At 63.2% G+C, this 24,127-nt stretch carries 22 protein-coding genes and 1 riboswitch; of the genes, 12 read left to right on the top strand and 10 right to left on the bottom strand.

What is annotated here, in order from left to right; translation table 11 throughout:
- Nucleotides 1-94 precede the first annotated feature (94 nt).
- The 6 genes from AC27VQ_RS14110 to AC27VQ_RS14085 form a co-directional block, all read right to left on the bottom strand.
- Nucleotides 95-832, bottom strand: a complete 738-nt coding sequence (locus AC27VQ_RS14110; protein WP_488716754.1) for an AAA family ATPase — start codon at nt 830-832, stop codon at nt 95-97.
- 168 nt (nt 833-1,000) lie between these two features.
- Nucleotides 1,001-2,146, bottom strand: a complete 1,146-nt coding sequence (locus AC27VQ_RS14105; RefSeq protein WP_488716753.1) for an iron-containing alcohol dehydrogenase — start codon at nt 2,144-2,146, stop codon at nt 1,001-1,003.
- The gene (locus AC27VQ_RS14100; RefSeq protein WP_488716752.1) at nt 2,146-3,525 is read right to left on the bottom strand and encodes an aldehyde dehydrogenase family protein; all 1,380 of its coding nucleotides are present in this window, start codon (nt 3,523-3,525) and stop codon (nt 2,146-2,148) included. Before AC27VQ_RS14100 ends, AC27VQ_RS14105 begins: the two co-directional genes overlap by 1 nt.
- Before the next feature lie 119 nt (nt 3,526-3,644).
- Nucleotides 3,645-5,009, bottom strand: coding sequence for a glutamine synthetase family protein (locus tag AC27VQ_RS14095; protein WP_488716881.1), 1,365 nt, complete (start codon nt 5,007-5,009; stop codon nt 3,645-3,647).
- Between the two features lie 102 nt (nt 5,010-5,111).
- Nucleotides 5,112-6,695, bottom strand: coding sequence for an amino acid permease (locus AC27VQ_RS14090; RefSeq protein ID WP_488716751.1), 1,584 nt, complete (start codon nt 6,693-6,695; stop codon nt 5,112-5,114).
- Nucleotides 6,696-6,814: 119 nt separating this feature from the next.
- On the bottom strand, nt 6,815-7,573 hold the full coding sequence (locus tag AC27VQ_RS14085) for an N-formylglutamate amidohydrolase (RefSeq protein ID WP_488716750.1): 759 nt from the start codon (nt 7,571-7,573) through the stop codon (nt 6,815-6,817).
- Between the two features lie 247 nt (nt 7,574-7,820).
- Between AC27VQ_RS14085 and AC27VQ_RS14080 the strand changes: the two genes are divergently transcribed.
- From AC27VQ_RS14080 to AC27VQ_RS14055, 6 genes are all read left to right on the top strand, one after another.
- Entirely contained in the window at nt 7,821-8,699 is an 879-nt protein-coding gene (locus AC27VQ_RS14080; RefSeq protein WP_409530355.1) for a MurR/RpiR family transcriptional regulator, read from the top strand.
- Nucleotides 8,700-8,799: 100 nt separating this feature from the next.
- Nucleotides 8,800-9,906, top strand: a complete 1,107-nt coding sequence (locus AC27VQ_RS14075) for an ABC transporter substrate-binding protein (RefSeq protein WP_313525780.1) — start codon at nt 8,800-8,802, stop codon at nt 9,904-9,906.
- Between the two features lie 84 nt (nt 9,907-9,990).
- Nucleotides 9,991-10,881, top strand: a complete 891-nt coding sequence (locus AC27VQ_RS14070; RefSeq protein ID WP_488716749.1) for an ABC transporter permease — start codon at nt 9,991-9,993, stop codon at nt 10,879-10,881.
- Nucleotides 10,878-11,660 (top strand): ABC transporter permease, encoded by a 783-nt coding sequence (locus tag AC27VQ_RS14065; RefSeq protein ID WP_313525774.1) that lies wholly within the window; start codon nt 10,878-10,880, stop codon nt 11,658-11,660. Before AC27VQ_RS14070 ends, AC27VQ_RS14065 begins: the two co-directional genes overlap by 4 nt.
- A 9-nt stretch (nt 11,661-11,669) precedes the next feature.
- Nucleotides 11,670-12,731, top strand: a complete 1,062-nt coding sequence (locus AC27VQ_RS14060) for an ABC transporter ATP-binding protein (protein ID WP_313525771.1) — start codon at nt 11,670-11,672, stop codon at nt 12,729-12,731.
- Nucleotides 12,732-12,835: 104 nt separating this feature from the next.
- Nucleotides 12,836-12,982: riboswitch (FMN riboswitch) on the top strand.
- Between the two features lie 59 nt (nt 12,983-13,041).
- Entirely contained in the window at nt 13,042-13,545 is a 504-nt protein-coding gene (locus tag AC27VQ_RS14055; RefSeq protein WP_488716748.1) for a 6,7-dimethyl-8-ribityllumazine synthase, read from the top strand.
- 280 nt (nt 13,546-13,825) lie between these two features.
- Here the strand turns inward: AC27VQ_RS14055 and AC27VQ_RS14050 are convergent, their stop codons facing one another.
- On the bottom strand, nt 13,826-14,623 hold the full coding sequence (locus tag AC27VQ_RS14050; protein ID WP_488716747.1) for a helix-turn-helix transcriptional regulator: 798 nt from the start codon (nt 14,621-14,623) through the stop codon (nt 13,826-13,828).
- A gap of 196 nt (nt 14,624-14,819) precedes the next feature.
- Here AC27VQ_RS14050 and AC27VQ_RS14045 point away from each other — a divergent pair, with 196 nt between their 5' ends.
- The 5 genes from AC27VQ_RS14045 (at nt 14,820) to AC27VQ_RS14025 (ending at nt 19,640) form a co-directional block, all read left to right on the top strand.
- On the top strand, nt 14,820-15,893 hold the full coding sequence (locus AC27VQ_RS14045) for an ABC transporter ATP-binding protein (protein ID WP_488716746.1): 1,074 nt from the start codon (nt 14,820-14,822) through the stop codon (nt 15,891-15,893).
- A 38-nt stretch (nt 15,894-15,931) separates the two neighbouring features.
- Nucleotides 15,932-17,092, top strand: a complete 1,161-nt coding sequence (locus tag AC27VQ_RS14040; protein WP_488716745.1) for a polyamine ABC transporter substrate-binding protein — start codon at nt 15,932-15,934, stop codon at nt 17,090-17,092.
- Nucleotides 17,093-17,182: 90 nt separating this feature from the next.
- Entirely contained in the window at nt 17,183-18,049 is an 867-nt protein-coding gene (locus AC27VQ_RS14035; protein ID WP_421591428.1) for an ABC transporter permease, read from the top strand.
- A complete protein-coding gene (locus tag AC27VQ_RS14030) occupies nt 18,049-18,873 on the top strand; it encodes an ABC transporter permease (protein ID WP_488716744.1) in 825 nt (274 codons plus the stop codon). The genes AC27VQ_RS14035 and AC27VQ_RS14030 overlap by 1 nt, the downstream gene beginning before the upstream one ends.
- 5 nt (nt 18,874-18,878) lie before the next feature.
- Nucleotides 18,879-19,640 (top strand): SDR family NAD(P)-dependent oxidoreductase, encoded by a 762-nt coding sequence (locus AC27VQ_RS14025; RefSeq protein WP_117366595.1) that lies wholly within the window; start codon nt 18,879-18,881, stop codon nt 19,638-19,640.
- Between the two features lie 57 nt (nt 19,641-19,697).
- On the opposite strand, the gene AC27VQ_RS14020 is transcribed toward AC27VQ_RS14025, so the two are convergent.
- Nucleotides 19,698-20,420, bottom strand: a complete 723-nt coding sequence (locus AC27VQ_RS14020) for a L,D-transpeptidase (RefSeq protein ID WP_313532296.1) — start codon at nt 20,418-20,420, stop codon at nt 19,698-19,700.
- Between the two features lie 164 nt (nt 20,421-20,584).
- Between AC27VQ_RS14020 and AC27VQ_RS14015 the strand changes: the two genes are divergently transcribed.
- Nucleotides 20,585-21,184 (top strand): YdeI/OmpD-associated family protein, encoded by a 600-nt coding sequence (locus AC27VQ_RS14015; protein WP_488716743.1) that lies wholly within the window; start codon nt 20,585-20,587, stop codon nt 21,182-21,184.
- A 25-nt stretch (nt 21,185-21,209) separates the two neighbouring features.
- On the opposite strand, the gene AC27VQ_RS14010 is transcribed toward AC27VQ_RS14015, so the two are convergent.
- Entirely contained in the window at nt 21,210-22,250 is a 1,041-nt protein-coding gene (locus tag AC27VQ_RS14010) for a glycoside hydrolase family 25 protein (RefSeq protein ID WP_313532293.1), read from the bottom strand.
- 184 nt (nt 22,251-22,434) lie between these two features.
- Entirely contained in the window at nt 22,435-24,102 is a 1,668-nt protein-coding gene (ertB, locus tag AC27VQ_RS14005; RefSeq protein ID WP_488716742.1) for a thiourocanate hydratase, read from the bottom strand.
- Nucleotides 24,103-24,127 lie beyond the last annotated feature (25 nt).

The raw sequence follows: 24,127 nt of genomic DNA, 5'->3' as shown, positions 1-24,127 counted from the left end.
CGCGCCGAAAAATTAACGCCTGCAAAGAAAAAACCCGGGAAAACCAGCATTCTCCGGGCTTGTGTCAATTGTTAACGGTAAGAATTCAGGGCGCCTAAAAGGCCATCGCAGGCTGAACTACCCGCATTGCAGGGCCGATGTCAGCGCGCAGCACGGGTTTCCGGCTCTCGCCGCCCGACGCGAAATGCAGCACCTCGTCGGCAAGAGTCTGCATGTTGAGGATCGCCTTGTCGAGATTGCTGGTGCGGTCGGCGGCGATCGAATAGAGCGTGCCGCCCGTCTCGAACATGTCGCGGAATGCGGCGCGCTCGATGACCGGCGTGCCGATGACGGGAATTTTCGCCCCGTCGAGCAGGGCCTTCACGCTGCGCAGCGCGCGGGTGGTCACCAGCGGATTGACGCGCGACAGCACGACGGCTCGGTTGATCGGCTTGTGCGAATTGGCGCTGACGAGATCGATGAGTTCCAGCACATGCGCGGCCCCACGGCTGTCCATGGCGCAGCCCTGCACCGGCACCAGAACGAGATCGGAAAGCCCGGCGGCGAAGGCGACGAGCGCATCGCGCGCGCCCGAGAGATCGATGACGATATGTGTATGTGTGGCGCGCAGCGCCTTGAGGTAACCGGCGAGATTGGAAACGGCGACGGCATCGACCAGCGTCAGCCCTTCGCCAAGCCGCGCCATGCGCGCCCAGCCGGCGGCGAGTTTCAGATCGTCGCAATCGAGAAGCGCGGTGCGTTCGCCGCGCTCGACGAATTCCGTCGCCAGCAGGACCGCCGCCGTGGTCTTGCCCGAGCCGCCCTTGGCGTTCGCTACCGATATGACCGCCATTCTACTACCGCCGCATCGGACCGTCTGGCTGCACCGGAAGCGGGCAAATCATGACAGTCGCATGACATTCTGATGACAGGCATCATGCGACGCAATTGGTAACCATTGTCATAAAAAAGGGGCGGCGATCGATTGACCGCCGCCCCGATGATGATCGCGTCCTTGTGCTCAGATGCACTCGACGAAGAGGCGCATGGCCGCGTCGAGCGTCAGCTCCACCGGGTTGCCGCCGGCCGTCGGGTCGACGATGGCCATTTCCGACATTTCGTCGATCCGGTCCGTGCCGACGCCGAGCGCCGAAAGCTTGTCAGGCACGCCGAGTTCTTCGCGCAGGCGCAGCACATAGTCGAAGAAACCATCGAAGCCGCCGGCAATGCCAAGATAGGCGGCAGCGCTGTTGATCTTCGCTTCGATAGCCGGGCGGTTGAAGGTCAGCACCGGCGGCATCACGACGGCATTGGTCATGCCGTGATGCGTGTTGTAGATCGCGCCGACCGGGTGCGACAGCGAGTGGATCGCGCCAAGGCCCTTCTGGAAGGCGACGGCGCCCATGGCGGCCGCCGACATCATGTGGGCGCGGGCTTCGATATCCGTGCCGTCCTTATAGGCGCGCGGCAGGTATTCCTTGACGAGGCGCATGCCCTCGAGCGCGATGCCCTGGCTCATCGGATGATAGAACGGCGAGCAATAGGCTTCGAGGCAATGGGCGAAGGCGTCCATGCCGGTGCCCGAGGTGATGACCTTCGGCATGCCGACTGTCAGTTCCGGGTCGCAGATCGTCACCGAAGGCAGGATCTTCGGGTGGAAGATGACCTTCTTGGTGTGCGTCTCGGAATTGGTGACGACGGAGGCGCGGCCGACTTCCGAACCGGTGCCGGCCGTGGTCGGCACGGCGACGATGGGGGCGATCCCAGCCGGGTTGGCGCGGGTCCACCAGTCGCCGATATCCTCGAAGTCCCAGACGGGGCGCGTCTGGCCGGACATGAAGGCGATGGCCTTGCCAAGATCAAGGCCCGAGCCGCCGCCGAAGGCAACGACGCCGTCATGGCCACCGTCCTTGAAGGCCTTCACGCCGGCTTCGAGGTTCTTGTCGGTCGGGTTCGGATCGACTTCGGCGAACATCGCCCGGCCGAGGCCGGCGGCTTCGAGAATGTCGAGCGCGTTCTTGGTGATCGGCATGGTGGAGAGGCCGCGGTCGGTGACCAGCAGCGGCTTCTTCATGCCGACGGCCTTGCAATGATCGGCAAGTTCCGAAATGCGGCCTGCCCCGAACTTGATGGCTGTCGGGTAGCTCCAGTTGGCGGTGATGGACATTATGCTTTCCTGAAGTGATAGGATTTCGGACGGGTGAGGTTGTGGAAGCCGATGACGGAGAGCGAGCCGCCGCGGCCCGTTTCCTTGACGCCGGTCCAGCACAGCGCCGGGTCAAGATAGTCGGCGCGGTTCTGGAACACGGTGCCGGTTTCGAGATCACGGGCGATGGTGGCGGCACGGTCGCTGTCCTTCGTCCACAGCGAGACGGTGAGGCCGTATTTGCAATCGTTCATCAAAGCGAGCGCTTCGGCGTCGTTCTTCACCTTCATGATGCCGACGGCGGGACCGAAGGTCTCTTCCGTCATGAATTCCATGGAGTGATCGACATCGACGAGAATCTGCGGGGCAACGTAAGCACCGCCGTCATCGGCCGGGAACAGCTTGGGATCGACCAGCGCCTTGGCACCGCGCGAGACGGCGTCAGCGATCTGCGCGCGAACCGTCGCGGCAAAACGCTTGTGCGCCATCGGGCCGAGCGTCGTTTCGGGGTCGAGCGGGTTGCCGAGCTTGTAGTTGGAGACCCAGGCGACCGACTTCTCGACGAAGGCGTCGTAGAGGTTCTCGTTGACGTAGATGCGCTCGATGCCGCAGCAGCATTGGCCCGAATTGTAGGTCGCGCCGTCCATCAGCGTATCGACGGCAGCGTCGAGGTCCGCGTCTTCCATGACGTAGCCCGGATCCTTGCCGCCGAGTTCGAGACCGACAGGCGTGAACGTGCCAGCAGCAGCGCGCTCGATGGCGCGGCCGCCTTCGACGGAGCCCGTGAAGTTGACGAAGTCGAAGGCATTGCCGGCGATCAGCGCTGAGGTCGTGTCATGATCGAGGAAGACATTCTGAAAGACATCTTCCGGCACGCCGGCCTCGTTGAAGGCGCGCACCAGGCGCTCGCCGACCAGCAGCGTCTGGGCGGCATGCTTGATGATGACGACATTGCCGGCCATCAGCGCCGGCGCGATCGTGTTGATCGCCGTCATATAGGGATAGTTCCACGGCGCGATGACGAAAACGACGCCGTGCGCTTCGCGCTCGATGCGGCGCTCGAACTTGGCACTGTCCTCGATGACGATCGGCGCCAGCGACGAGCCGGCGATCTCGGCGACGTAGTTGGAACGCTCGTTGAAGCCCTTGAATTCACCGCCGTAGCGGACCGGGCGGCCCATCTGCCAGGCGATCTCAGGCACGATCTCGTCGGCCATCTCGTTGACGCGGGCAACACCCTTCAGCACGAGCTGGATACGGTCTTCCAGCGGACGCTTCGCCCAGGCCTTCTGCACCTTCTTCGCGCGCGCGACAACCTCTTGTGCGGCAGCCAGCGGCATCGCCTCACGCTCGGCGTAAACCGAGCCATCCACGGGGGATATGCATTTGATCACAGTCATGATCGACTTCCTGTTTCCGATATGAATTTTCGCGCCGGACAATAGCCGATCCAGCCACGCGGCAAATATCCCTGGAGGGTTATGCGCCGGGGCCGGTTCGACCTTGACTGGCTTGAGCCTTACGCTCTCTCGAAGCCGCGCGCCACCTCCCAATCGGTGATGCGACGATCGTACTCTTCCTGCTCCCATTCGGCGGCGCGAACGTAGTGATCGACGACGTCGTCGCCGAAGGCTTCGCGCAGCATCTTGGAGTCCTTCAGGGCGGCGGAAGCACCGCGCAGCGTCTTCGGGATCTCGCGGATGTCCTTGCCGCCATAGGCATCGCCGACGAAGGGCGCCTCAAGCTCCAGCTTCTCCTCGATGCCGGCAATGCCGGCCGCCAACAGTGCGGCCATGGCGAGATAGGGGTTGAGGTCCGAGCCGCCGACGCGGCATTCGATGCGGATACCCTTGGTGCCCTCACCGCACAGGCGGTAGCCGGCGGTGCGGTTGTCCTTGCTCCAGACCGCCTTGGTCGGCGCGAAGGTGCCGGCGACGAAGCGCTTGTAGGAGTTAATATAGGGCGCGAGGAAATAGGTGATCTCGCTGGCATGGGCGAGCAGGCCGGCGACATAGTTCCGCATCAGGTCGGACATGCCGTATTTGGCGCCCTTGTCGAAGAACTTCGCTTCCTTGCCGTCCAGCGTCCAGAGCGACTGGTGGATATGCGAGGAGGAGCCGGCGGCGGAATAGTTCCACTTGGCGAGGAAGGTGACGGACTTGCCGCGCTGCCAGGCGATTTCCTTGGTGGCGTTCTTGATGATCGAGTGCCGGTCGGCCATGGCGAGCGCATCTGCGTAGCGCACGTTGATCTCCTCCTGGCCGGCCGAGGCCTCGCCCTTGGAGTTTTCGACGGGAATGCAGGCGCCCTGCAGGCCGTTGCGCAGCGCGCGCATCACGTCCTCTTCCTTGGTGGTCTGGAAGATGTGGTAGTCCTCGTTATAGCCCGAGGCGAGGCGCAGATCCCGATAGCCGCTCTCGCGGGCATCGTCGAAGGACTGGTCGAAGAGGAAGAATTCCAGTTCGCTGGCCATGAAGGCCTTGAGGCCCATGGCCTCCAGGCGCTTGACCTGCTTCTTGAGGATGGCGCGCGGCGAATGCGGCACTTCCTCATGGGTGTGGTGGTCGAGCACGTCGCAGAGCACGAGGGCCGTGCCTTCGAGCCAGGGCAGCTTGCGCAGCGTGGCGAGGTCCGGCTTCATCGTATAGTCGCCGTAGCCGGCGGCCCAGCTCGTCGACTTGTAGCCGGAGACGGTTTCCATCTCCATGTCGGTAGCGAGCAGATAGTTGCAGCTATGCGTTTCTTCATAGGCGCTTTCGACGAAATATTCTGCCTGGAAACGCTTGCCCATGAGGCGGCCCTGCATGTCGACGAGGCAGGCGAGAACGGTGTCGATGCGGCCCTCGGCAACATCCTTCTTCAGGTCATCGAATGTGTAGGTCATGCTCATGGTCGTTGGTCCCAGCAATGTGCCCGGCGAGTGCCGCGCATCGGTCGGAAATGGAAACGGGGGCCGCAGGCGCGGCCCCCGCGCTATTCAAGAGGATCAGACCTGGCCGACAGCCTTTTCGGCAGCGGCGATCTCGGCCTTGCGGCGGATGACTTCGTCGCCGATCGGCGGGCCCTTGAAGCGGCGGCTTTCGAGGCCGAACCAGATGATCGCGGTCAGGATCAGGAAGCCGACGGTGATATAGAGCGCCCAGTCGTTCGGCGGCTGGATGCCGAGGATGAAGATCAGCGCCATGGCGATGATCGACAGGACGGCGAACAGCTTGAAGACGCCTTCGCCGAGGTTCCACGGCCCCATCTTGTCCCACTTCGAGGTGCCCCAGGCGAAGAGGCCGAGCGCGATCGGGATCGCGAAGGAGAAGAACAGGAAGATGACCGTGCACGAGACGACGACGGTATAAACAGGCGTTTCGCCGATGGAGACGAGCGACGAGCCCCAGACGAACAGGACCGAGAGGATCGAACCCGTCCAGATGGCGGCGACCGGCGTGCGGTAGCTCGGGCTGACCTTCGACAGACCGCGCGAGAACGGCAGGCCGCCGTCACGCGAGAAGGCGAAGATCATGCGCGAGACGGAGGTCACCGTCGCAAGGCCGCAGAGCCACTGCGACACCAGGATGAGGAAGTAGAGGATGTCCTTGACGGTCGCGTTGACCTGCGTGTCCATCGCCCAGAAGAAGACGTTCCAGCCCTGCGCGGCAGCAGCGGCCATGCCATCCATCGTCGTGCCGTCGGCATTGGTGACGGAAGCCGGGATCAGCAGCACGAAGGAGCACAACATGATGTAGCCGAACAGCGCCGACCACAGAACGGACGAGACCATGCCGCGCGGAACCGAGGTTGCCGCCTTGACGGTTTCTTCCGACGTATGCGCCGAAGCGTCATAGCCGGTGATCGTGTAGATCGGCAGGAGCAGGCCGAGCAGGAACACCCAGGTGCCCGAATTTTCCGGCCAGACATTGCCGCCGGCCGCACCGGAGAAGTTCGAGAAGGTGAAGAGGCGGCCGATATCGTAGCTGTCGGCGGCCGCAAGGCAGACGATGGCGAGCGCGATCGACGTGGCGAAGATCAGGTAGCCGGAGAAATCCGTAAGCTTGGCGGTGAGGCCGATGCCCATATGGTTCACCAGGGCCTGTGCGCCGGTGATGACCGCCAGGAAGATGATCCGGGTGAGCGTCGTGTCTTCCATGCCGAAATACGGCGTGCCGAACGAACCCATGAAGAAATAGTAGGTGCCGACGTTGATGGCGCCGAGAACGGTGACGAGGCCGAGCAGGTTGAACCAGGCGGTCAGCCAGCCGGTGAAGCGGTTGCCGAGGATGGAACCCCAGTGATAGAGGCCGCCGGCCGTCGGATAGGCCGAGCTGATCTGCGCCATGGCAACGGCGAAGACGAGGGAAACGAAGCAGCCGAGCGGCCAGCCGATGCCGATCGCGGCGCCCCCCGCGCCCGACGTGGCCTGCGCCAGCGAGTTGATGCCGCCGGAGAGAATGCAAATGATCGAGAAGGATACGGCAAAGTTCGAGAACTGGCTCATGCGCCGCTCGAGTTCCTGCGCGTATCCCATGGAATGCAGGACCTGCATATCCTCGTGTTTATCGTTATCGGAATAATCTGACATGTTTTTCCCCTGTTCGACTGGTCTCTGGCGGAATTGCCGAGAGACCGCCTGTGTCTGAGGCCCACGAAATGCGTGGGATATGCGCCGCGGCCATGCCGCTCCCCGGGTCTTTTTCTTGATTATGCGGCAGGAAGGCTCTCGGTGAGCAATCCCGCCAGATAGTCGGCCACGACCCCCTGGCCGACTTCGTCTCGGATGAGGTCGTTTCTGACCTCGATCATCACATTGGGCAGGCCGTTTGCCAGGCCATGTTCCCGAAGCGTGTGCGTCACGCCGTCTTCCGGCCCATAGGGCTCGTTGCGGCGAACGGTATAGAGACCCGCCGATTTGGCAGCGGTCAGCATGCCGTCGGCGATGCGCGTGTCGGCATCGTGCAGGATGCCGATCTCGACCTCGCGCGGCTTGCCGAAATAGACGGGCGTGAAGCTGTGCATGGTCACGATGACGGGCGCCCTGCCCTCGGCTATGCGGCTGCGCACCAGCTCGGTGAGCGTAGCGCGGAACGGCAGGTAGAGCGCTTCGGTGCGCGCATCGCGCGCCGCCTGATCGAGCCCGGCATTGCCGGGCACATCGAACACCTCGCTCTTTTCCGGCATGGCGGCAGGCGATTCCGGCGGGCGGTTGCAATCATAGACGAGACGGGAAAAACGCTGGAAAACCAGCGTCGCATCAAGGCTTTTCGCCATACGGCGGGCAACGGCGAGCGCACCGGGATCCCAGGCGATATGGCTCGACAGCGCCTCCTGCGAGAGGCCGAGCGTGCCGAGCGATTTGGGCAGAAGACGTGAGGCGTGCTCGCAGACGAGGATGACCCGGCCGCGGGCAGACACGTTTTCAAGGGCGACAGGATCGCCCTCCTCTCCAGTCAGAATTCCCATAGCCTGATCCCCTCGACCGGCTTTTCATTTTACGCAACTCCGAGCGCAAAACCGCTTCGCACTTTTGCTGGAGCTGCTCTTATCATTAATGAAAAGAATTCTTCACGGATTTGCCGGTGTCAACGGGGTTTTGAAAAAATCTCTTCAAAAAAACATTTGACTCGAATTGTGACAGCGCGTTTTATCGTTTGAAACCCCGGCAAAGACCGGGGCGCAGGGGAATAACTTGACGCTCAACCAAGCATCCATGACGGTGTCGGATGTGATCGGTGCGCATTTCGACGCGTTGACCCGCGCCGAAAAGCAGCTCGCCGCATCGCTGCTCGACAACTATCCCGTCTCCGGCCTCGGCTCCATCACGACGGTGGCGGAAAACGCCGGCGTGTCGACGCCGACGGTTGCGCGCATGGTGCAGAAGCTCGGCTTTCGCGGCTTTCCGGATTTCCAGGCCCGGCTGCATCACGAGCTTGAAGCGACGCTGTCGAACCCGATCACCAAACACGATCGCTGGGCGGCGAATGCACCCGGCACGCATATCCTCAACCGCTTCGCCGACGCGATCATGACCAACCTGCGCCAGACGCTGTCGCAGGTGGAAACCGCCGAATTCGACGGCGCGGCCGCCCTCCTCGCCGACCGTCAGCGCAGCATCTACATCATCGGCGGCCGCATCACGAAGGCGCTGGCCGACTACCTGTTCACCCATCTTCAGGTCATCCGCCCGAACGTCACCCAGATCGCCTCCAATCCCAGTTCCTGGCCGCATTACGTGCTGAACATGAAGGCCGGCGACGTTCTGGTGATCTTCGATATCAGGCGCTACGAGCAGGAGATGGAGACGCTCGGCCGGGTTGCCCGCGAACGCGGCATCGAGATCATCCTGTTCACCGATCAGTGGGCCTCCCCCGTCGCCAAGGCCGCCGCCAAAATCTTTCGCGTGCATATCGAGGCGCCCTCGGCGTGGGACTCGTCCGTCGTGACGCTGTTCATCGTCGAGGCGCTGATCGAGGCCGTCCAGAGCTCGGGCTGGGAGGAAACCAGCGACCGAATGAAGACGCTGGAGGGCCTCTTCGAGGCCAGCCGGCTTTTTCGCAAACCGCGGCCGGAGGTTCCCGGCAAGCCCTGACAGCAATACGAAAAAACCGAAACAAAACTGTCACATAAGCTTCATACACCAGCAGTATCAGCTTCGCCGAAGTTGACTGACACACCAAAGGAGAATACCTGTGATGTCACATACGAAACGTCTGCTTTCGCTCTCCACGGCAATTGCGATTGCCATCCCCTCGCTCGCCTTCGCCGAGCCGAGCGCCGAGCTCATCGCAGCGGCGAAGAAGGAAGGCATGCTGACGACCATCGCACTGCCGCACGACTGGTGCGGTTACGGCGACGTCATTGCTTCCTTCAAGGCGAAGTATCCGGAAATCCAGGTCAACGAGCTGAACCCCGATGCCGGCTCGGCTGACGAAGTCGAAGCCATCAAGGCCAACAAGGACAATGCCGGTCCGCAGTCGCCCGACGTGATCGACGTCGGTCTCGCCTTCGGCCCGCAGGCCAAGGCCGAAGGCCTGCTGCAGCCTTACAAGGTCTCCACCTGGGACGAAATCCCGGATACCGTCAAGGATGCCGAAGGCTACTGGTACGGCGACTATTACGGCGTGATGTCGCTTCTGGTGAACAAGGATCTCGTCGCCAACACGCCGAAGGACTGGGCCGACCTCCTGAAGCCGGAATATGCCGGTCAGGTCGCTCTCGCCGGTGACCCGCGCGCCTCCAACCAGGCCATTCTCGCCGTTCTCGCCGCCGGTCTCGGCAAGGGTGCGAAGTCGGGCAAGGAAGCCGGTGAGGCAGGTCTCGCCTACTTCGCGGAAATGAACAAGGCCGGTAACTTCGTCCCCGTCATCGGCAAGTCCGGCACGCTCGCCCAGGGTTCGACCCCGATCGTCGTCGCCTGGGACTACAACGCGCTCGGCTGGGCCAAGACGCTGAACGGCAACCCGCCGACCGAAGTCGTCGTTCCCGCTTCCGGCGTTCTCGCCGGCGTCTATGTTCAGGGCATCTCGGCTTACGCGCCGCACCCGAACGCTGCCAAGCTGTGGATGGAGCACCTCTATTCCGACGAAGGTCAGCTCGGCTGGCTGAAGGGCTATTGCCACCCGACCCGCTTCAACGCCATGGTCAAGGCCGGCAAGGTTCCGCAGGACCTGATCGACGCCCTGCCGCCGGCAGCATCCTATGAAAAGGCCTACTTCCCGACGCTCGAGGAAGTCGACGCCAACAAGGCTGCCGTCACCGGCGCATGGGACAAGGTCGTCGGCGCGAACGTGCAGTAAGCGACATTCTTCGTCGCCCCGGCTCGTTGGCCGGGGCGACGATTGCGGTATGCCAATAACGGCAACCCATCAGAGGTTTTCTTAATGTCATCAGACAGTTCAGCCGCCAGACCGCCGGCACGGGAGCCCTTCCGCCTCCCGCTGCATTGGCTTGGCGCGGCGCCGTTCGCGATCTTCGTCCTGCTGTTCCTGATCATGCCGACGATGCGCATCGTCGTCGGGGCCTTCCAGACGCCGGAGGGAAGCTTCACCCTGGACAATATCCGGGGTCTCTTCACCACCTCGATCCTCTCGGCCTACTGGATCTCGATCAAGATCTCCATCGCGTCGGCCCTGCTCGGCTGCCTGATCGGCTTTTCCGTCGCCGCCGCCGCTGTCCTCGGCGGCCTGCCGAAATGGATCCGCGGCCCGCTTCTGACCTTTTCCGGCGTCGCCTCCAACTTCGCCGGCGTGCCGCTCGCCTTCGCGTTTCTCGCGACGCTCGGCCCGGTCGGCCTTCTCACGGTGTTTCTGAAGACCCAGATCGGCATCGATCTGCGCGCGCTCGGCTTCAACATCCTGTCCTTCTGGGGCCTGACGGTCACCTACCTGTTCTTCCAGATCCCGCTGATGATCCTCATCATCACGCCAGCGCTCGACGGACTGAAGCGGGAATGGCGTGAGGCCGCCCAGATCCTCGGCGCCACCAATGCGCAGTACTGGCGCATGGTCGCCTTCCCGATCCTGCTGCCGTCGTTCCTCGGCACGCTGGCGCTTCTCTTCGCCAATGCCTTCGGCGCCGTCGCCACGGCCATCGCGCTCACCGGCTCCTCGCTCAACATCGTGCCGATCCTGCTCTTCGCGCAGATCCGCGGCGACGTGCTCGGCAATCCGCATCTCGGCTATGCGCTCGCCTTCGGGATGATCGTCGTGACCGGGATCGCCAACACGATCTACATCTGGCTGCGCGCCCGCAGCGAAAGGTGGCTGAAATGAAGAAGTTCTGGGCCTGGGGCGCCCTCATTTTCGGGCTGCTCTATTTCATCCTGCCGCTTCTCGGCATGACCAACTTCTCGCTGAAGATGCGCCGCGGCGTCTATTCGCTGGATGCCTATGCCGTCGTGCTCGGCGATCCGCGCTTCCAGGAGACGTTCACCTATTCGATCCTGATGGCGCTCGCGACCATCGTCTTCGGCGTGCTGCTCGTGGTGCCCACCGCCTATTGGGTGCGCCTCAAGCTGCCGGGCCTGCGTCCCTACATCGAATTCGTCACGCTGCTGCCGCTGGTCATCCCAGCCATCGTCATCGTCTTCGGCTATATCAGGCTCTACAACACCTCGAGCTGGCTGCCGCTGACCGGCACGACGACCGGCACGAACATCCTGCTGATGTTCGGCTATGCGACGCTGGCGCTGCCCTACATGTACCGCTCCGTCGATACCGGCCTGCGCTCGATAGACATCGCAACGCTGACCGAAGCGGCGCAAAGCCTCGGCGCCGGCTGGACGACGATCCTTGCCAAGATCATCCTGCCGAACGTGCTCGTCGCGGTTCTCTCCGGCGCCTTCCTGACCTTTGCCATCGTCATCGGCGAGTTCACCATGGCCGCACTCCTCAACCGCCCGGCCTTCGGCCCCTACATGCAGCTGCTCGGCGCCAACCGCGCCTATGAGCCGGCAGCACTCGCGGTCATGTCCTTCGCCTTGACCTGGGGTTGCCTCGGCCTGATCCAGCTTGTTTCCCGTTTCCAGAAGGGCGCGCAAAGCCCCGCCTAAGGACCTTTCATGAGCTTCCTCAACCTCACCAGCATCCAGAAGTCCTTCGGCCCCGTGCAGGTCGTGAAGGATTTCAACATGGCCATCGAGAAGGGCGAATTCGTCTCCTTCCTCGGGCCCTCGGGCTGCGGCAAGACCACGGTCCTGCGCATGATCGCCGGCTTCGAGACACCCTCGGGCGGCACGATCACCATCAACGGCAAGAGCCAGGCGAACCTGCGCCCCAACCAGCGCAATATCGGCATGGTGTTCCAGGCCTATGCGCTGTTCCCGAACATGAATGTCGCCGAAAACGTCGCCTTCGGCCTCAAGGTCGCCGGCCGCCCGAAGGCCGAGATCGACCAGCGCGTCAAGGAGATGCTCGGCCTGATCAAGCTCGACCACCTCGCCGACCGCTACCCCTACCAGATGTCCGGCGGCCAGCAGCAGCGCGTGGCGCTTGCCCGCGCGCTCGCCCCCAAGCCGCAGGTCCTGCTGCTCGACGAGCCACTCTCGGCGCTCGACGCCAAGATCCGCGTGTCGCTGCGCGAAGAAATACGCATGATCCAGCAGCAGCTCGGCATCACCACAGTTTTCGTGACGCATGACCAGGAAGAGGCTCTGTCGATTTCCGACCGCATCGTCGTGATGAACGCCGGCAAGGCCGACCAGATCGGCGCGCCGGCGGAAATCTACAACCGCCCGGCCACCCGCTTCGTCGCCAATTTCGTCGGCACGCTGAACCTCATCGAGGCGAAGGTCGTCGATACCGCCTCCAACCGCATCTCGATCGGCGACCAGGGTGTCACGCTGCGCGAACCGCTCGGCAACGTGAAGGCCGGCGACACGATCTCGCTGGCGCTGCGCCCGGAAGCCGGTTCGATTGCCGCCGACGCCAAGGGCGATACCGCGCTGACGGGCGAGGTCATCTCGTCCAACTTCCTCGGCTCTGTCATCCGCACCCGCATGAAGGTCGGCACCGCGGTCATCTCCTTCGACATGTTCAACAGCCCCGGCCTCGTGCCGCCGGCCGTTGGCGAGACCGCGACCCTGCGCTTCACCGCAACCGACCTCCTGATCATCCGCGACTAGCCATTTTTTCCAGGCCTTTCCAAAGCCTTGGAAAAATCTGTCGTGAATTGCGCCTTTTGCGTCGCCCGCGGATTTGATCCGCGGGCGTTTGCTCGTTAATCTTCCTTCGTTCTCAGGGCGGGGTGAAACTCCCCACCGGCGGTATCGGAAGCAATTCCGGAGCCCGCGAGCGCCTTCCGCGAATGGAAGGGTCAGCAGATCCGGTGCGATGCCGGAGCCGACGGTTAAAGTCCGGATGGAAGAGAGCAAGCAGGAAGACCGCCGCGTGAGGCGGAGCGCCTGCGTGTTCGCCCAAGGGGACCGTTGAAAAATGGCTCAACCCTTGAAAGGCCTATACATGAATGCGAATGCCACCCCCTCCTCCCGGATCGCCGTCCTCCGTGCCCGCTGGCACGCCGGTATCGTCGATCAGGCGGTCACGTCCTTCGTCGCCGAATGGGCAGCCCTCGGCGGCCGTGCGGAAGACGTCGATGTGATCGACGTGCCGGGCGCGCTTGAAATCCCGCTGCACGCGCAGCTCCTCGCCAGGACCGGCCGGTATTCCGCCATCCTCGGCGTCGCCCTCGTCGTCGATGGCGGCATCTACCGCCACGATTTCGTCGCCGGCACCGTCGTCGATGCCATCGTCCGCGTCGGCCTCGACACCAATGTGCCGGTGCTTTCGGCCGTGCTGACGCCGCACAATTTCCAGGAATCGGAAGCCCACATCGCCTTCTTCCGCGACCATTTCGTCATCAAGGGCAAGGAAGCCGCCCACGCCGCACGCCAGATTCTGGACGCCCGCGCAAAGGTGGCGCTGGCTACCGTTGCCTGAATCGAAGTCTGAACAATCGGAATCGATCCGCAAGGATTGACGGACAAGCCTTTGAAAAGACTCGGAGAGCCCGGCAATGATGCCGGGCTTTTTCTTTTCCACCCCGCCCTCCTCCGTCATCCTCGGGCTTGACCCGAGGATCCATGCCACAGGTGAGGCGGTGCAGATGGGTGGATCCTCGGGTCAAGCCCGAGGATGACGATGGAGAGGAGGCGGGCGTTGGAGCGTCCAACTGCGAACGCCACATCCCCACACGCCTTGCGACCGCGGCCGCCTCCACTTACCCCTGAATGTTCTTCAGGTAGATCGACAGCAGCTGGATCTGCGAGGAGATGCCGAGCTTGCGATAGACGTTGCGCCGATGGACCTTCACCGTGCCAGTGGAGATGTCGAGCTTGAGGCCGATCGATTCCGAGGAATGGCCCTGCAGGACCAGTTCGATGATCGAGGCCTCGCGGTCGGTGAGGTTGAGCTTGCGCCACACCTTATCGGCCTCGCTGACCGGTTCGCTGCGCCGCCCGCGCCCCTGCCCCGTCTCGGCGAAACGCCGGGCGAGATCGCTCCAGGCCTGTCGAACAAAGGCAGCGACGAAGGGTTCGGCATCGTTGAGCAGCACGAATTCCTGAGCCGGAAAGACACCGGTCTTCTCGCGGCGCATCAGGGATACCACCACCGTAACGCCATCCGCTACCGGCACGAAGAAGCCGAGCTCTTCCGCAAGACGGGTCTGCGAGTAGTAGGTGCGGTAATATTCGCTCGAGAAGAAGCGGTCGGGTGCGAGCTCGCGCATGCGGAAAACACCCGAGCGGCCGGCGCGCGTGGTATGGAAGAACGGATCGAGCAGGTAGGGGCCGGCCTGATAGAGCGTCACGAAGATATTGTGATCCTCGGCCTCGAAGGTGCTGAACAGGTCGATCGGCCGCGCCTTGTCGCGATAGGCGAAAATAACGATATCGTCGAAACGCACGAGTGCGTGCATCATGGCAAGCAGGGTTTCGCCCGTTTGCCGGTCGGAACGCTCCGAACCGCTGGTCCAATCGGCAAGCGACCGGAAAAATGCCGTGAAATCGACCCGCATGGCGTTTTTCGCTCCCCGATTTGCCCGCAGGAGGCGTTTACCGCCGCTGCTGAGATATACTCCTCCCACAGCCAATTTACGGATAAAATACCTCTCTCGGGGTATATACCAACCGGCCAGCGGATGACTAGCTTTGCGATGACGGTGGCCAAGGCGACACAGAGCGCTCAGAGACCAACAACCGCAGGGAACAGACGTGATATCCGCCCCAACGAACGACATCGAGTTCCGTTCGGTGACCAAGCGCTATGGCGCGGTGACCGCGGTCTCCGACATCAACCTTTCCGTGCCGAAAGGCGCCTTCGTGGCCCTGCTCGGCCCTTCCGGCTGCGGCAAGACGACATGCCTGCGCATGATCGGCGGCTTCGAACAGCCGAGCGAGGGCGAGGTGCTGATCGCGGGCAAGGTGGCCAATGGCGTGCCGGCCTATCGCCGCCCGGTCAACATGGTCTTCCAGCAATATGCGCTCTTCCCACATTTCGACGTGGAGAAGAACGTCGCTTATGGCCTGAAGCAACTGCGGCCGAAACTGCCCGCGGCGGAGATATCCCACCGGGTCGGCGAGGCGCTCGAAATGGTGCGTCTGTCAGGCTTTGCCAAGCGGCGCATCCATGAAATGTCCGGCGGCCAGCAGCAGCGCGTGGCGCTTGCCCGCGCGCTGGTCAACAAGCCCTCCGTGCTGCTGCTCGACGAACCGCTCGCCGCCCTCGACAAGAAGCTGCGCACCGCCATGCAGATCGAGTTGCAGACCCTGCAGCGCGATCTCGGCATTACCTTCGTGCTCGTCACGCACGATCAGGAAGAGGCGCTGTCGATGAGCGACCTCGTCTGCGTGATGAGCGCCGGCCGCATCCGCCAACTCGCCACGCCGCAGGAGGTCTACGACCGCCCGGCCGATCTCTTCGTTGCTGATTTCGTCGGCAAGACGAACCGCTTCGAGGGCACGCTGGAAGCCGGCGGCACCATCCGGCTCGGCAACGGCGCGGCGCTCCCCGTGTCTCGCAACGATCTCGCCCCCGGTGCCGTCACGGTGGCGCTGCGCCCCGAGGCGATCCGCCTGTCGCGCGGAACGGGAAGTGCAGCGACGCTGGAAGGCACCGTCACGCACCGCATTTTCCTCGGCTCCGCCGCCGAATATTCCATCGCCATCGACGGCCTGGGCGACATGCTCGTCACCGCCGAACGCCAGACACAAAACGACCTCGTCGCGCCGGGCGAGCGGGTCGCAATAAGCTTCGATCCCGGTACAGCGCATATCTTTCCGGCCTGAGGGAAACAGGCCCGTCACAACAACAAGGGAACAGTGTGATGTCGAAATGGTTCAGAGAGAATGCCCCGATCAGCGCCCGTGATTTGACGGACGAGTTCATGCGGCTGAAACGTGGCTCCGTCAGCCGCCGCCACTTTCTCGGTATTACCGGCCTTGGCCTTGCCGCGGCCGTGCTCGCCCGCCAGCCCGGCCTTTTCGCCTCGCCGGCCTATGCCGAAGACCTGGGCACCACCATGTCGCTCGCGACCTGGCCGAACTACCACGATCCGGCGACCTTCGAGGCCTTCACGGCGGCGACAGGCGTTGCCGTCGAGGTCAACGTCTTCGGCTCGAACGAGGAAATGCTGGCGAAGCTCCAGGCCGGCGGCACCGGCTGGGACCTGTTCGTGCCAACGAACTACACGATCTCCACCTATGCCGGCCTCGACCTGATCGAACCGATCGACCTTTCCAAGGTGCCGAATTTCGATCCCAAGACCCAGAACACCCGCTTCACCAATGAGGGCACGGTCGACGGCAAGGTTTTCGCCCTGCCGAAGAACTGGGGCACGACGGGTATCGCCTTCAATTCCGACAAGGTGAAGTCGAAGGTCACGAGCTGGAAGGAGTTCTTCGAGGTCGCGCAGGGCGAGGCCACCGGCCGTGCCATGGTGCACGACTACCAGCTCACCACCATCGGCAACGCACTGGTCTCGCTCGGTTTCTCGTTCAATTCCATCAAGCCGGAAGAGCTCGCCAAAGCCGAGGAGCTGCTGATCAAGGTCAAGCCGCATCTGTACGCCATCAACAGCGACTACCAGCCGTCCATGCGCGCCACCGATGCCTGGATGACCATGTGCTGGACCAATGACGGCGCACAGCTCAACCGCGACATCCCGGAAATCCAGTTCGCGCTCGGCACGGATGGCGGCGAGATCTGGTCGGATTTCTACGCGATCCCGAAGAGCGCCACCAACAAGCCGGCCGGCTATGCGCTGCTCAACTTCCTGATGGATCCGGCAAACGCCGTGAAGGAGCACATCGCCAACGGCGCGCCGACCACCGACAGCCGCGTTCTCGCGCTGCTGCCGGCCGAGATCACAGGCAACAAGATCGTCTATCCGGACGAAGCGGCACTCACCCCGCTGGAGTTCGGCGCCGCCGTGACCCTGACGGATCCGGCACGCGCTGAACTGATGGCACGCTTCAAGTCGGCTTAAAGCGTAACGGCCCCCGCCCGCCGCTCCGCAAGGAGCGGTCGCGCGGACCGGACGGGGGCCGGTATTCTCCAGACACAACACGGATTTCCCATGGCTTTGACGATGACGGCAAAGAGACGGCTTGTGACGACGGCGCTTTTGGCGCCGGCGTCGCTCTGGCTGTTCGTCTTTCTCGTGCTGCCGTTCATCGCCATGGTGGTCTTCTCCGTCGGCGAGCGCGGACCGGCGGGCGGCTATCAGGCGGCGTTCACCTTCGCGCAATATTTGAACCTGCCGGCCCGTTCCGCCGCCTACTGGAACACCCTGATGCTCGCGCCCGTCGGCGCCTTCCTCTGCCTCGTCGTCGCCTATCCCACGGCCTATTACCTCGCCGTCAAGGCGAGCCCGCGTCACCGGCTGCTGCTGGTCTCGCTGGTCGTCGTGCCGTTCTGGACGAGCTTGTTGGTGCGCACCTATGCCTGGATGTACATTCTCGGCTCGCGCGGCATCCCGAACTTGCTCGACATGATCGGCATTGCGGATGTGCGCCTGCTCAACACGCCGGGTGCAGTGCTGCTCGGCATCGTCTATGGCTACCTGCCGCTGATGATCATGCCGATCTATGTCAGCCTCGAAAAGCTCGACCGCCGCCTGCTCGAAGCCTCGGCCGATCTCGGCGCAAAGCCGGTCTCCACCTTCTTCTCCGTGACCCTTCCGCTGTCGCTGCCCGGCGTCATGACGGGTGTCGCGCTGGTGACGATCCTGCTGCTCGGCGAATATCTCATCCCGCAGCTGCTCGGCGGCGGCAAGGTCTTCTTCATCGGCAATGCGCTGGTCGATCTCTTCCTGCAATCGCGCAACTGGCCCTTCGGTTCGGCGATTGCCGTCACGCTCGTCGCCATCGTCGTGGTGGTGCTGATGGTCGCCATGCGCATCGCCTGGCGCATATCGGGCACCAGACAGGTGGATCTCATCTGATGCGCGCGCTGATCACCTCCGTCTATCTCTTCCTCTACGCGCCGATCGCGCTCGTCGTGCTGTTCTCCTTCAATGCGGGGCGCAATGCGAGCGAGTTCACCGGCTTCTCCGCGCAATGGTATGGCAAGGCACTCGCCAATCCGTTCCTCGTCACGGCGTTGCAGAATAGCCTGATCATCGCCGTCGTCAGCGCCACGCTCGCCGCCGTCTTCGGCACCATGGCCGCACTCGGGCTGGAGCGCCTGGGTGCCCGCACCCGTGCGATCTTCGACGGCCTGCTGGCCGCCGCCATCGTCGTGCCGGGCGTCGTCATCGGCATCGCGACGCTGGTGGCCCTGGTCGCCGTCTTCGGCGCCATCAACCCCGCCATCGCCGCTCTCTGGCCGGGTGAGGCGCCGCCCCAGCTCGGCCTCGGCTATGGCTCCATCATCGCCGCCCACGGCCTCTTCACCATGGCGCTCGTCACCATGATCGTGAAGGCGCGCATCGCCACGCTTGGCCGCGACATCGTCGAAGCCTCCGCCGATCTCTATGCCACGCCGCTCACCACCTTCCGCGATATCGTGCTGCCGCAGATCCTGCCTTCGGTGCTGTCGGGCTTCCTGCTCGCCTTCACCTTCTCCTTCGACGATTTCATCGTGGCCTTCTTCGTCGCGGGCTCGAAGACGACGCTGCCGATCTACGTCTTCGCCTCGATCCGCCGCGGCGTGACGCCGGAGGTTAACGCCATCGCCACCATGGTGCTGGTCGCCTCGCTGCTGCTCATCCTGATCTCCCGCCTTCTGATGCGGGACAAAACCCAGAAATCGCCTGCCGGGGAGTGAGACCGATGATCCTGAAGAACCGTGTCGCCATCGTCACCGGAGCGGGCTCCGGCATCGGCCGGGCCGGCGCGCGCATCATGGCGCGCGAGGGCGCCACCGTCTGCGTCGCCGATCTCGACGAAACGCGCGCGCAGGAAACGGTCGATTTCATCCGCGCCGAGGGCGGCAAGGCGGAAACCGTCATCGTCGACGTCACCGACGATGTGGAGCTGAAGATGGCGGTCGCCTCGGTGCTATCGCGCCACGGCCGCATCGATATCTTACACAACCATGCCGGCGCGCAGGTGGCCGGCGATCTCGAAACCGTGCCGATCGACGGGCTGGATTTCTCCTGGAACCTCAATGTGCGCGCCCATCTGATGGCGGCGCGTTACGTGATGCCCGTCATGAAAGCGCAGAAGAAGGGCGTGATCCTCAACACCGCCTCTTCGTCCGGCGTGCTCTACGACCGCGAGATGATCGCCTATACGACGACCAAACACGCCGTCATCGCCATGACCAAGCAGATGGCCGGCGACTATGCGGGCCACGGCATCCGCGTCAACGCGCTCTGCCCCGGCTGGGTCGACACACCCTTCAACGCACCCTTCATCGCCCAGATGGGCGGACGCGAGGCGATCGAAAGCTATATCAAGGAAAAGGTGCCCATGGGGCGCTGGGCCGATGTGGAGGAGATCGCCGAGCCGATCCTCTTCCTCGTCTCCGACCGGTCAAGCTACATGACCGGCCAGATTCTCGTGGTCGATGGTGGTGAGACGGTGACCTAGCAATTCCAGCAAAAGTGCGAAGCGGTTTTGCGTCCGGAATTGCGTCAACAGGAAAGTTTACACGCCGGCTGGCGTGCCGAGCGAGCCCTGATGCACCACGATGCGCGCGTGGTAAGGCACGCGCTTGTAGAGATCGAGCACATCCTGGTTGATCAGGCGCACGCAGCCCGACGAGGTCGCCTTGCCGATCGACTTCCAGTCCGGCGAACCGTGCAGGCGATAGAGCGTGTCCTTGCCGTTCTGGAAGATATAGAGCGCACGCGCGCCGAGCGGGTTCTTGATGCCCGGCTCCATGCCGCCGTTCTCGACGGAATATTTCGCAAGGCTCGGCGTGCGGGCGATCATGTCGGCCGGCACCTTCCAGCGCGGCCAGGGCTGGCGCCACTGGATGACGCCTTCGCCTTCCCAGGCAAAGCCATCGCGGCCGATGCCCACACCGTAGCGCATCGCCGTGCCGCCCGGCTCCACGACATACAGGAAGCGGTTGGGCGTATCGACGACCACGGTGCCGGGGGCCTCGCCCGTCGGGTCCTGCACGCGCTGGCGATAATATTTCGGATCGATCTGCGTATAGGGAATGGCCGGGATCTGGTGGCCGCCGTCTTCCAGCGCGGCATAGCGTGCGGCCAGTTCCTCGTCCGTGGCGGGCGTGATGGGATAGCGGACCTTCTGCGGAACCGGAACGATCTTGGTCGACGGCTGCGTGGTCGCGCAGCCCGCAAGCGTCGCGGCGGCGCCAAGGAAGAAGGCTCTGCGCGACAAAGTGCATACCGTAGACATTCTCGATAGGACTCCAATGGGATAGACGGGTTAAGGCCGATGGCTATCCAAAGCGTCGGGTGGCTGGCAAGAAGAACGGGCTTCACATCTTCGGCATCGGCCCTTCGTTTCACCGAGGCGATGCAAAGCAGCCACGCCCGGCCCGGCAGAATGAGGAAAACACGATGGCCCCTGTGGAAATCAATCCGGCGCATGTCCGCGAATTTGTCGATCTCGACAGCTTCTATCGCTGGCTCGCCGAGAACCATGCCAGCGCGCCGGAGGTCTGGATCAAGCTCCACAAGAAGGCCTCCGGCCTGCCGTCAATCACCTCCGAAGAGGCGATCGAGGCCGTGCTTTGCTGGGGCTGGATCGACGCCATCCGCAAGAGCCATGACGACAAGAGCTTCTTCCAGCGCTACTGCCCGCGCGGCAAGAAAAGCGTGTGGAGCAAGAAAAACGTCGACACTGTCGGCCGGCTGATCGCAAGCGGGCGGATGACGGAACATGGCCTGAAACACGTCGAGGCCGCAAAGGCCGACGGGCGCTGGGACAAGGCCTATGGCAGCGGCAAGGACCTGAAAATCCCCGTCGATTTCCAGGCCGCCATCGATGCAGAACCTGCGGCCAAGGAAATGCTGGGCAAACTGACCGAGCAGAACCGCTTCGCGCTGGCCTTTCGCGTGCACAACGTCAAGACGGAGGCTGCGCGCAAGCGGCGGATCGAGGCTTTCGTGGAGATGCTGAAACGCGGCGAGACGATCTATCCGCAAAGACAGAAATAGACCGTCCCGTTAAGCCGATTGGCGATCAGTTAGCGCTGGCCGTGCGTGTGCCATACTGGCCGGCGAGCCAATTGTGCCAGTCGTTCTCGCTGCCGGCGAAGACATTGAGGTCGATCTTGCCGGAAACGCCGTGCGACAGTCCCGAGCCAGAATATTGCCAGAAGGTCCAGCGGCGATTCGGGTAGCGTTTCGAGGGATGGGCTGCGACCGAGCGCAGCCAGAACGGATATTGCGTCAGTTCGCCCGAGAGATTGTCCTCATAGAAATCAGGCGCCGTGTAGATGATCGGACGCTTGCCGTAGTGGCGCTCCAGCATCTCGGCGAAAACCTTGATCTTCTCGACATATTTGGCCCGCGAGAGACGCGCCTTGCAGGCGGAATCGCCGTTATATTCGGCATCGATGACCGGCGGCAGCGCGTCGGGATCGCGCGGCACGTTGCGGATGAACCATTCGGCCTGCGAGCTTGCCACGCGGCACCAGTAGAAGAAGTGGTAGGCGCCGCGCCGGATGCCAGCCTCCTTCGCCAGACGCCAGTTCTTCTGGAACATCGGGTCGAGATGATCGCCGCCGTCGGTTGCCTTGATGAAGGCGAAGTTGGCGCCCTGCGTGCGCAGTTTCATCCAGTCGATATCGCCCTGCCAGCGCGAAACATCGACGCCATGCACCTGGTAGTTTTTCGGCGCGCGCTTGCCGAAGTTGATCGGCTTGGCATCTCGGAACTGCTGGCTATAGACGCGCGAGCGCTTGGCCGAGCGCCCGACGGAAGGCTCGACAGCGAAGACAGCATTCTCCGGCCGCGTCTCGGGAACGGCCGATTGCTTTTCCATGGTTTCGAAGACGTGGTTTTCCGGCATGGCGCCGGCCCAGGCGAGCATGTCAGCACCGCCCTCAGCCTTTACCTTGCCTTCGCCGACCGCGACTTCCGGCACAGGCCCCGCCTTCACGGAGCTTGTGACTTCCGAGGACGGTTTTATCGACAGGGCAGTCTCTGGATTGGAACTCGAAGCACAGCCCGCCATGGAGGCGCAGCCGAGCAGGATCGCTGTCAGGACCGAAAGACGCATAGGCACTCGCACGCAAAACAAACCGAAGCCCCCGCCCACAGCACGCAGACGGAATTACTAACGGAAGATTACCGCGAAATGTTAAATGCAAGGTTTACGCCGGCCGTGATATTTCCGGCACTTAGCGGCACTTACCTTCACTACTCCTGCTGGTTTCGGTCACGAAAGCGTGTCCGGCAGCCCGTCAGGCGTTACCGATCCTGACATAGCCGATGTCCTTCTTTTCGATCTCGTCGAGCGATTCCTCGTAGCCGGCGTCCGCATAGCGGATTACGCCCAACGATGTATCGTTGGTCAGCGCATGCTGCAGTCGCTCTGCCCCGCCGGCCGTGCCGTCGGCCACCAGCGTCACGCCGCAGCTCGTCATGTAACCCGCATAACCGCCGCCGCCGGAGTGAATGACGACGAGATCGGCCATGGAGGATGAGAGCAGCATCGCATCGAGCAGCGGCCAGTCGGCGATGGCATCGGAACCATCCTTCATGCGCTCCGTCATGATGTTCGGATGCGCCATGGCGCCGGCATCGAGATGGTCGCGCGAAAAGGCGATCGGCCCCTTGAGTTCACCCGATGCCACCAGCTTGTTGACCGCCAGTGCAAGCTCCGTGCGCTCGCCATGGCCGAGCCATGCGATGCGTGCCGGCAGGCCCTCGAAGGGCACGTTCTCGCGGGCAAGGCGGATCCAGTTGGTAACGATGAAATTGTCCGGGAACATCTCCAGCACGAGATCGTCGATGCGGGCGATATCGCTTTCCTCGCCCGACAGGGCCATCCAGCGGAACGGCCCGATGGCACGCGCAAAGAGCGGACGCAGATAGGCTTCGGTGAAGATCGGAATGTCGAAGGCAGCGGCCACACCGCCCTCCCGCGCCTGGGTGCGGATAAGGTTGCCGTTGTCGAAGACCTCCGAGCCCATTTTCTGGAACTCCAGCATGGCCGAGACATGCTCGACGATCGAAGCGCGGCTTGCCGCCATCAGCTGCCCCTGTCCGTCATCACGCAGGCCCTTCACCTGATCGAGGCTCATGCCCTTCGGCACGTAGCCATAGACAAGATCGTGCGCCGAGGTCTGGTCCGTGACGATATCGGGCACGATTCCGCGCCGGGCGATCTCCGGATAAATCTCCGCCGCATTGCCGACGAGGCCGATCGAGGTCGCGCGCTTTTCCTTCACCGCTTCGTCGATCATGGCGAGCGCCGTATCGAGATCTGGCGCCACATGTTCGAGATAGCCGACCGCCTTGCGGGCGGCGGCACGTGCCGGATCGATATCGACGCAGAGAATGGCCGCCCCCGCCATGCGCCCGGCGAGCGGCTGCGCGCCGCCCATGCCGCCAAGCCCGGCGGTCAGGATGAAACGACCGGCCAGGCTGCCGCCGAACCGTTTTTCCGCAATGCGCATGAAGATTTCATAGGTGCCCTGAATGACGCCCTGGCTGCCGATATATTGCCAGGCGCCGGCCGTCAGCCCGCCCCAGCAGATCAGCCCCTTGCGCTGGAGGTCATAGAAAACCTCCGCCTTCGCCCATTGCCCGACGATGTTGCAATTCGCCATAATGACGAGCGGCGCCTTCGCATGGGTCTTCAAGAGCCCGACCGGCTTGCCGGACTGGATGACCAGCGTCTGGTCCTCGTCCATCTCGGTCAGCGCCTTGACGATGGCCCGGTGCGCCGCCCAGTTGCGCGCCGCCTTGCCGAGTGCAGCATAGACGATGAGATTGTCCGGGTCCTCGCCGACCGACAGCACGTTTTCGAGCAGCCGCAACAGCCCCTCCTGCCGCCAGCCCTTGGCACGCAGCACATCGCCGCTGGGGATCGGATAGTTCGGATGGCGCGGATTGGCTTTGGGCATGGACGTCTCCTCAAGTATCTTTTTC

It is taken from the genome of Shinella sp. 20P9.1.1, assembly GCF_057798995.1.
The sequence above is the reverse complement of the archived record's forward strand: the minus strand, read 5'-3'. Positions and strand labels throughout refer to the sequence as shown.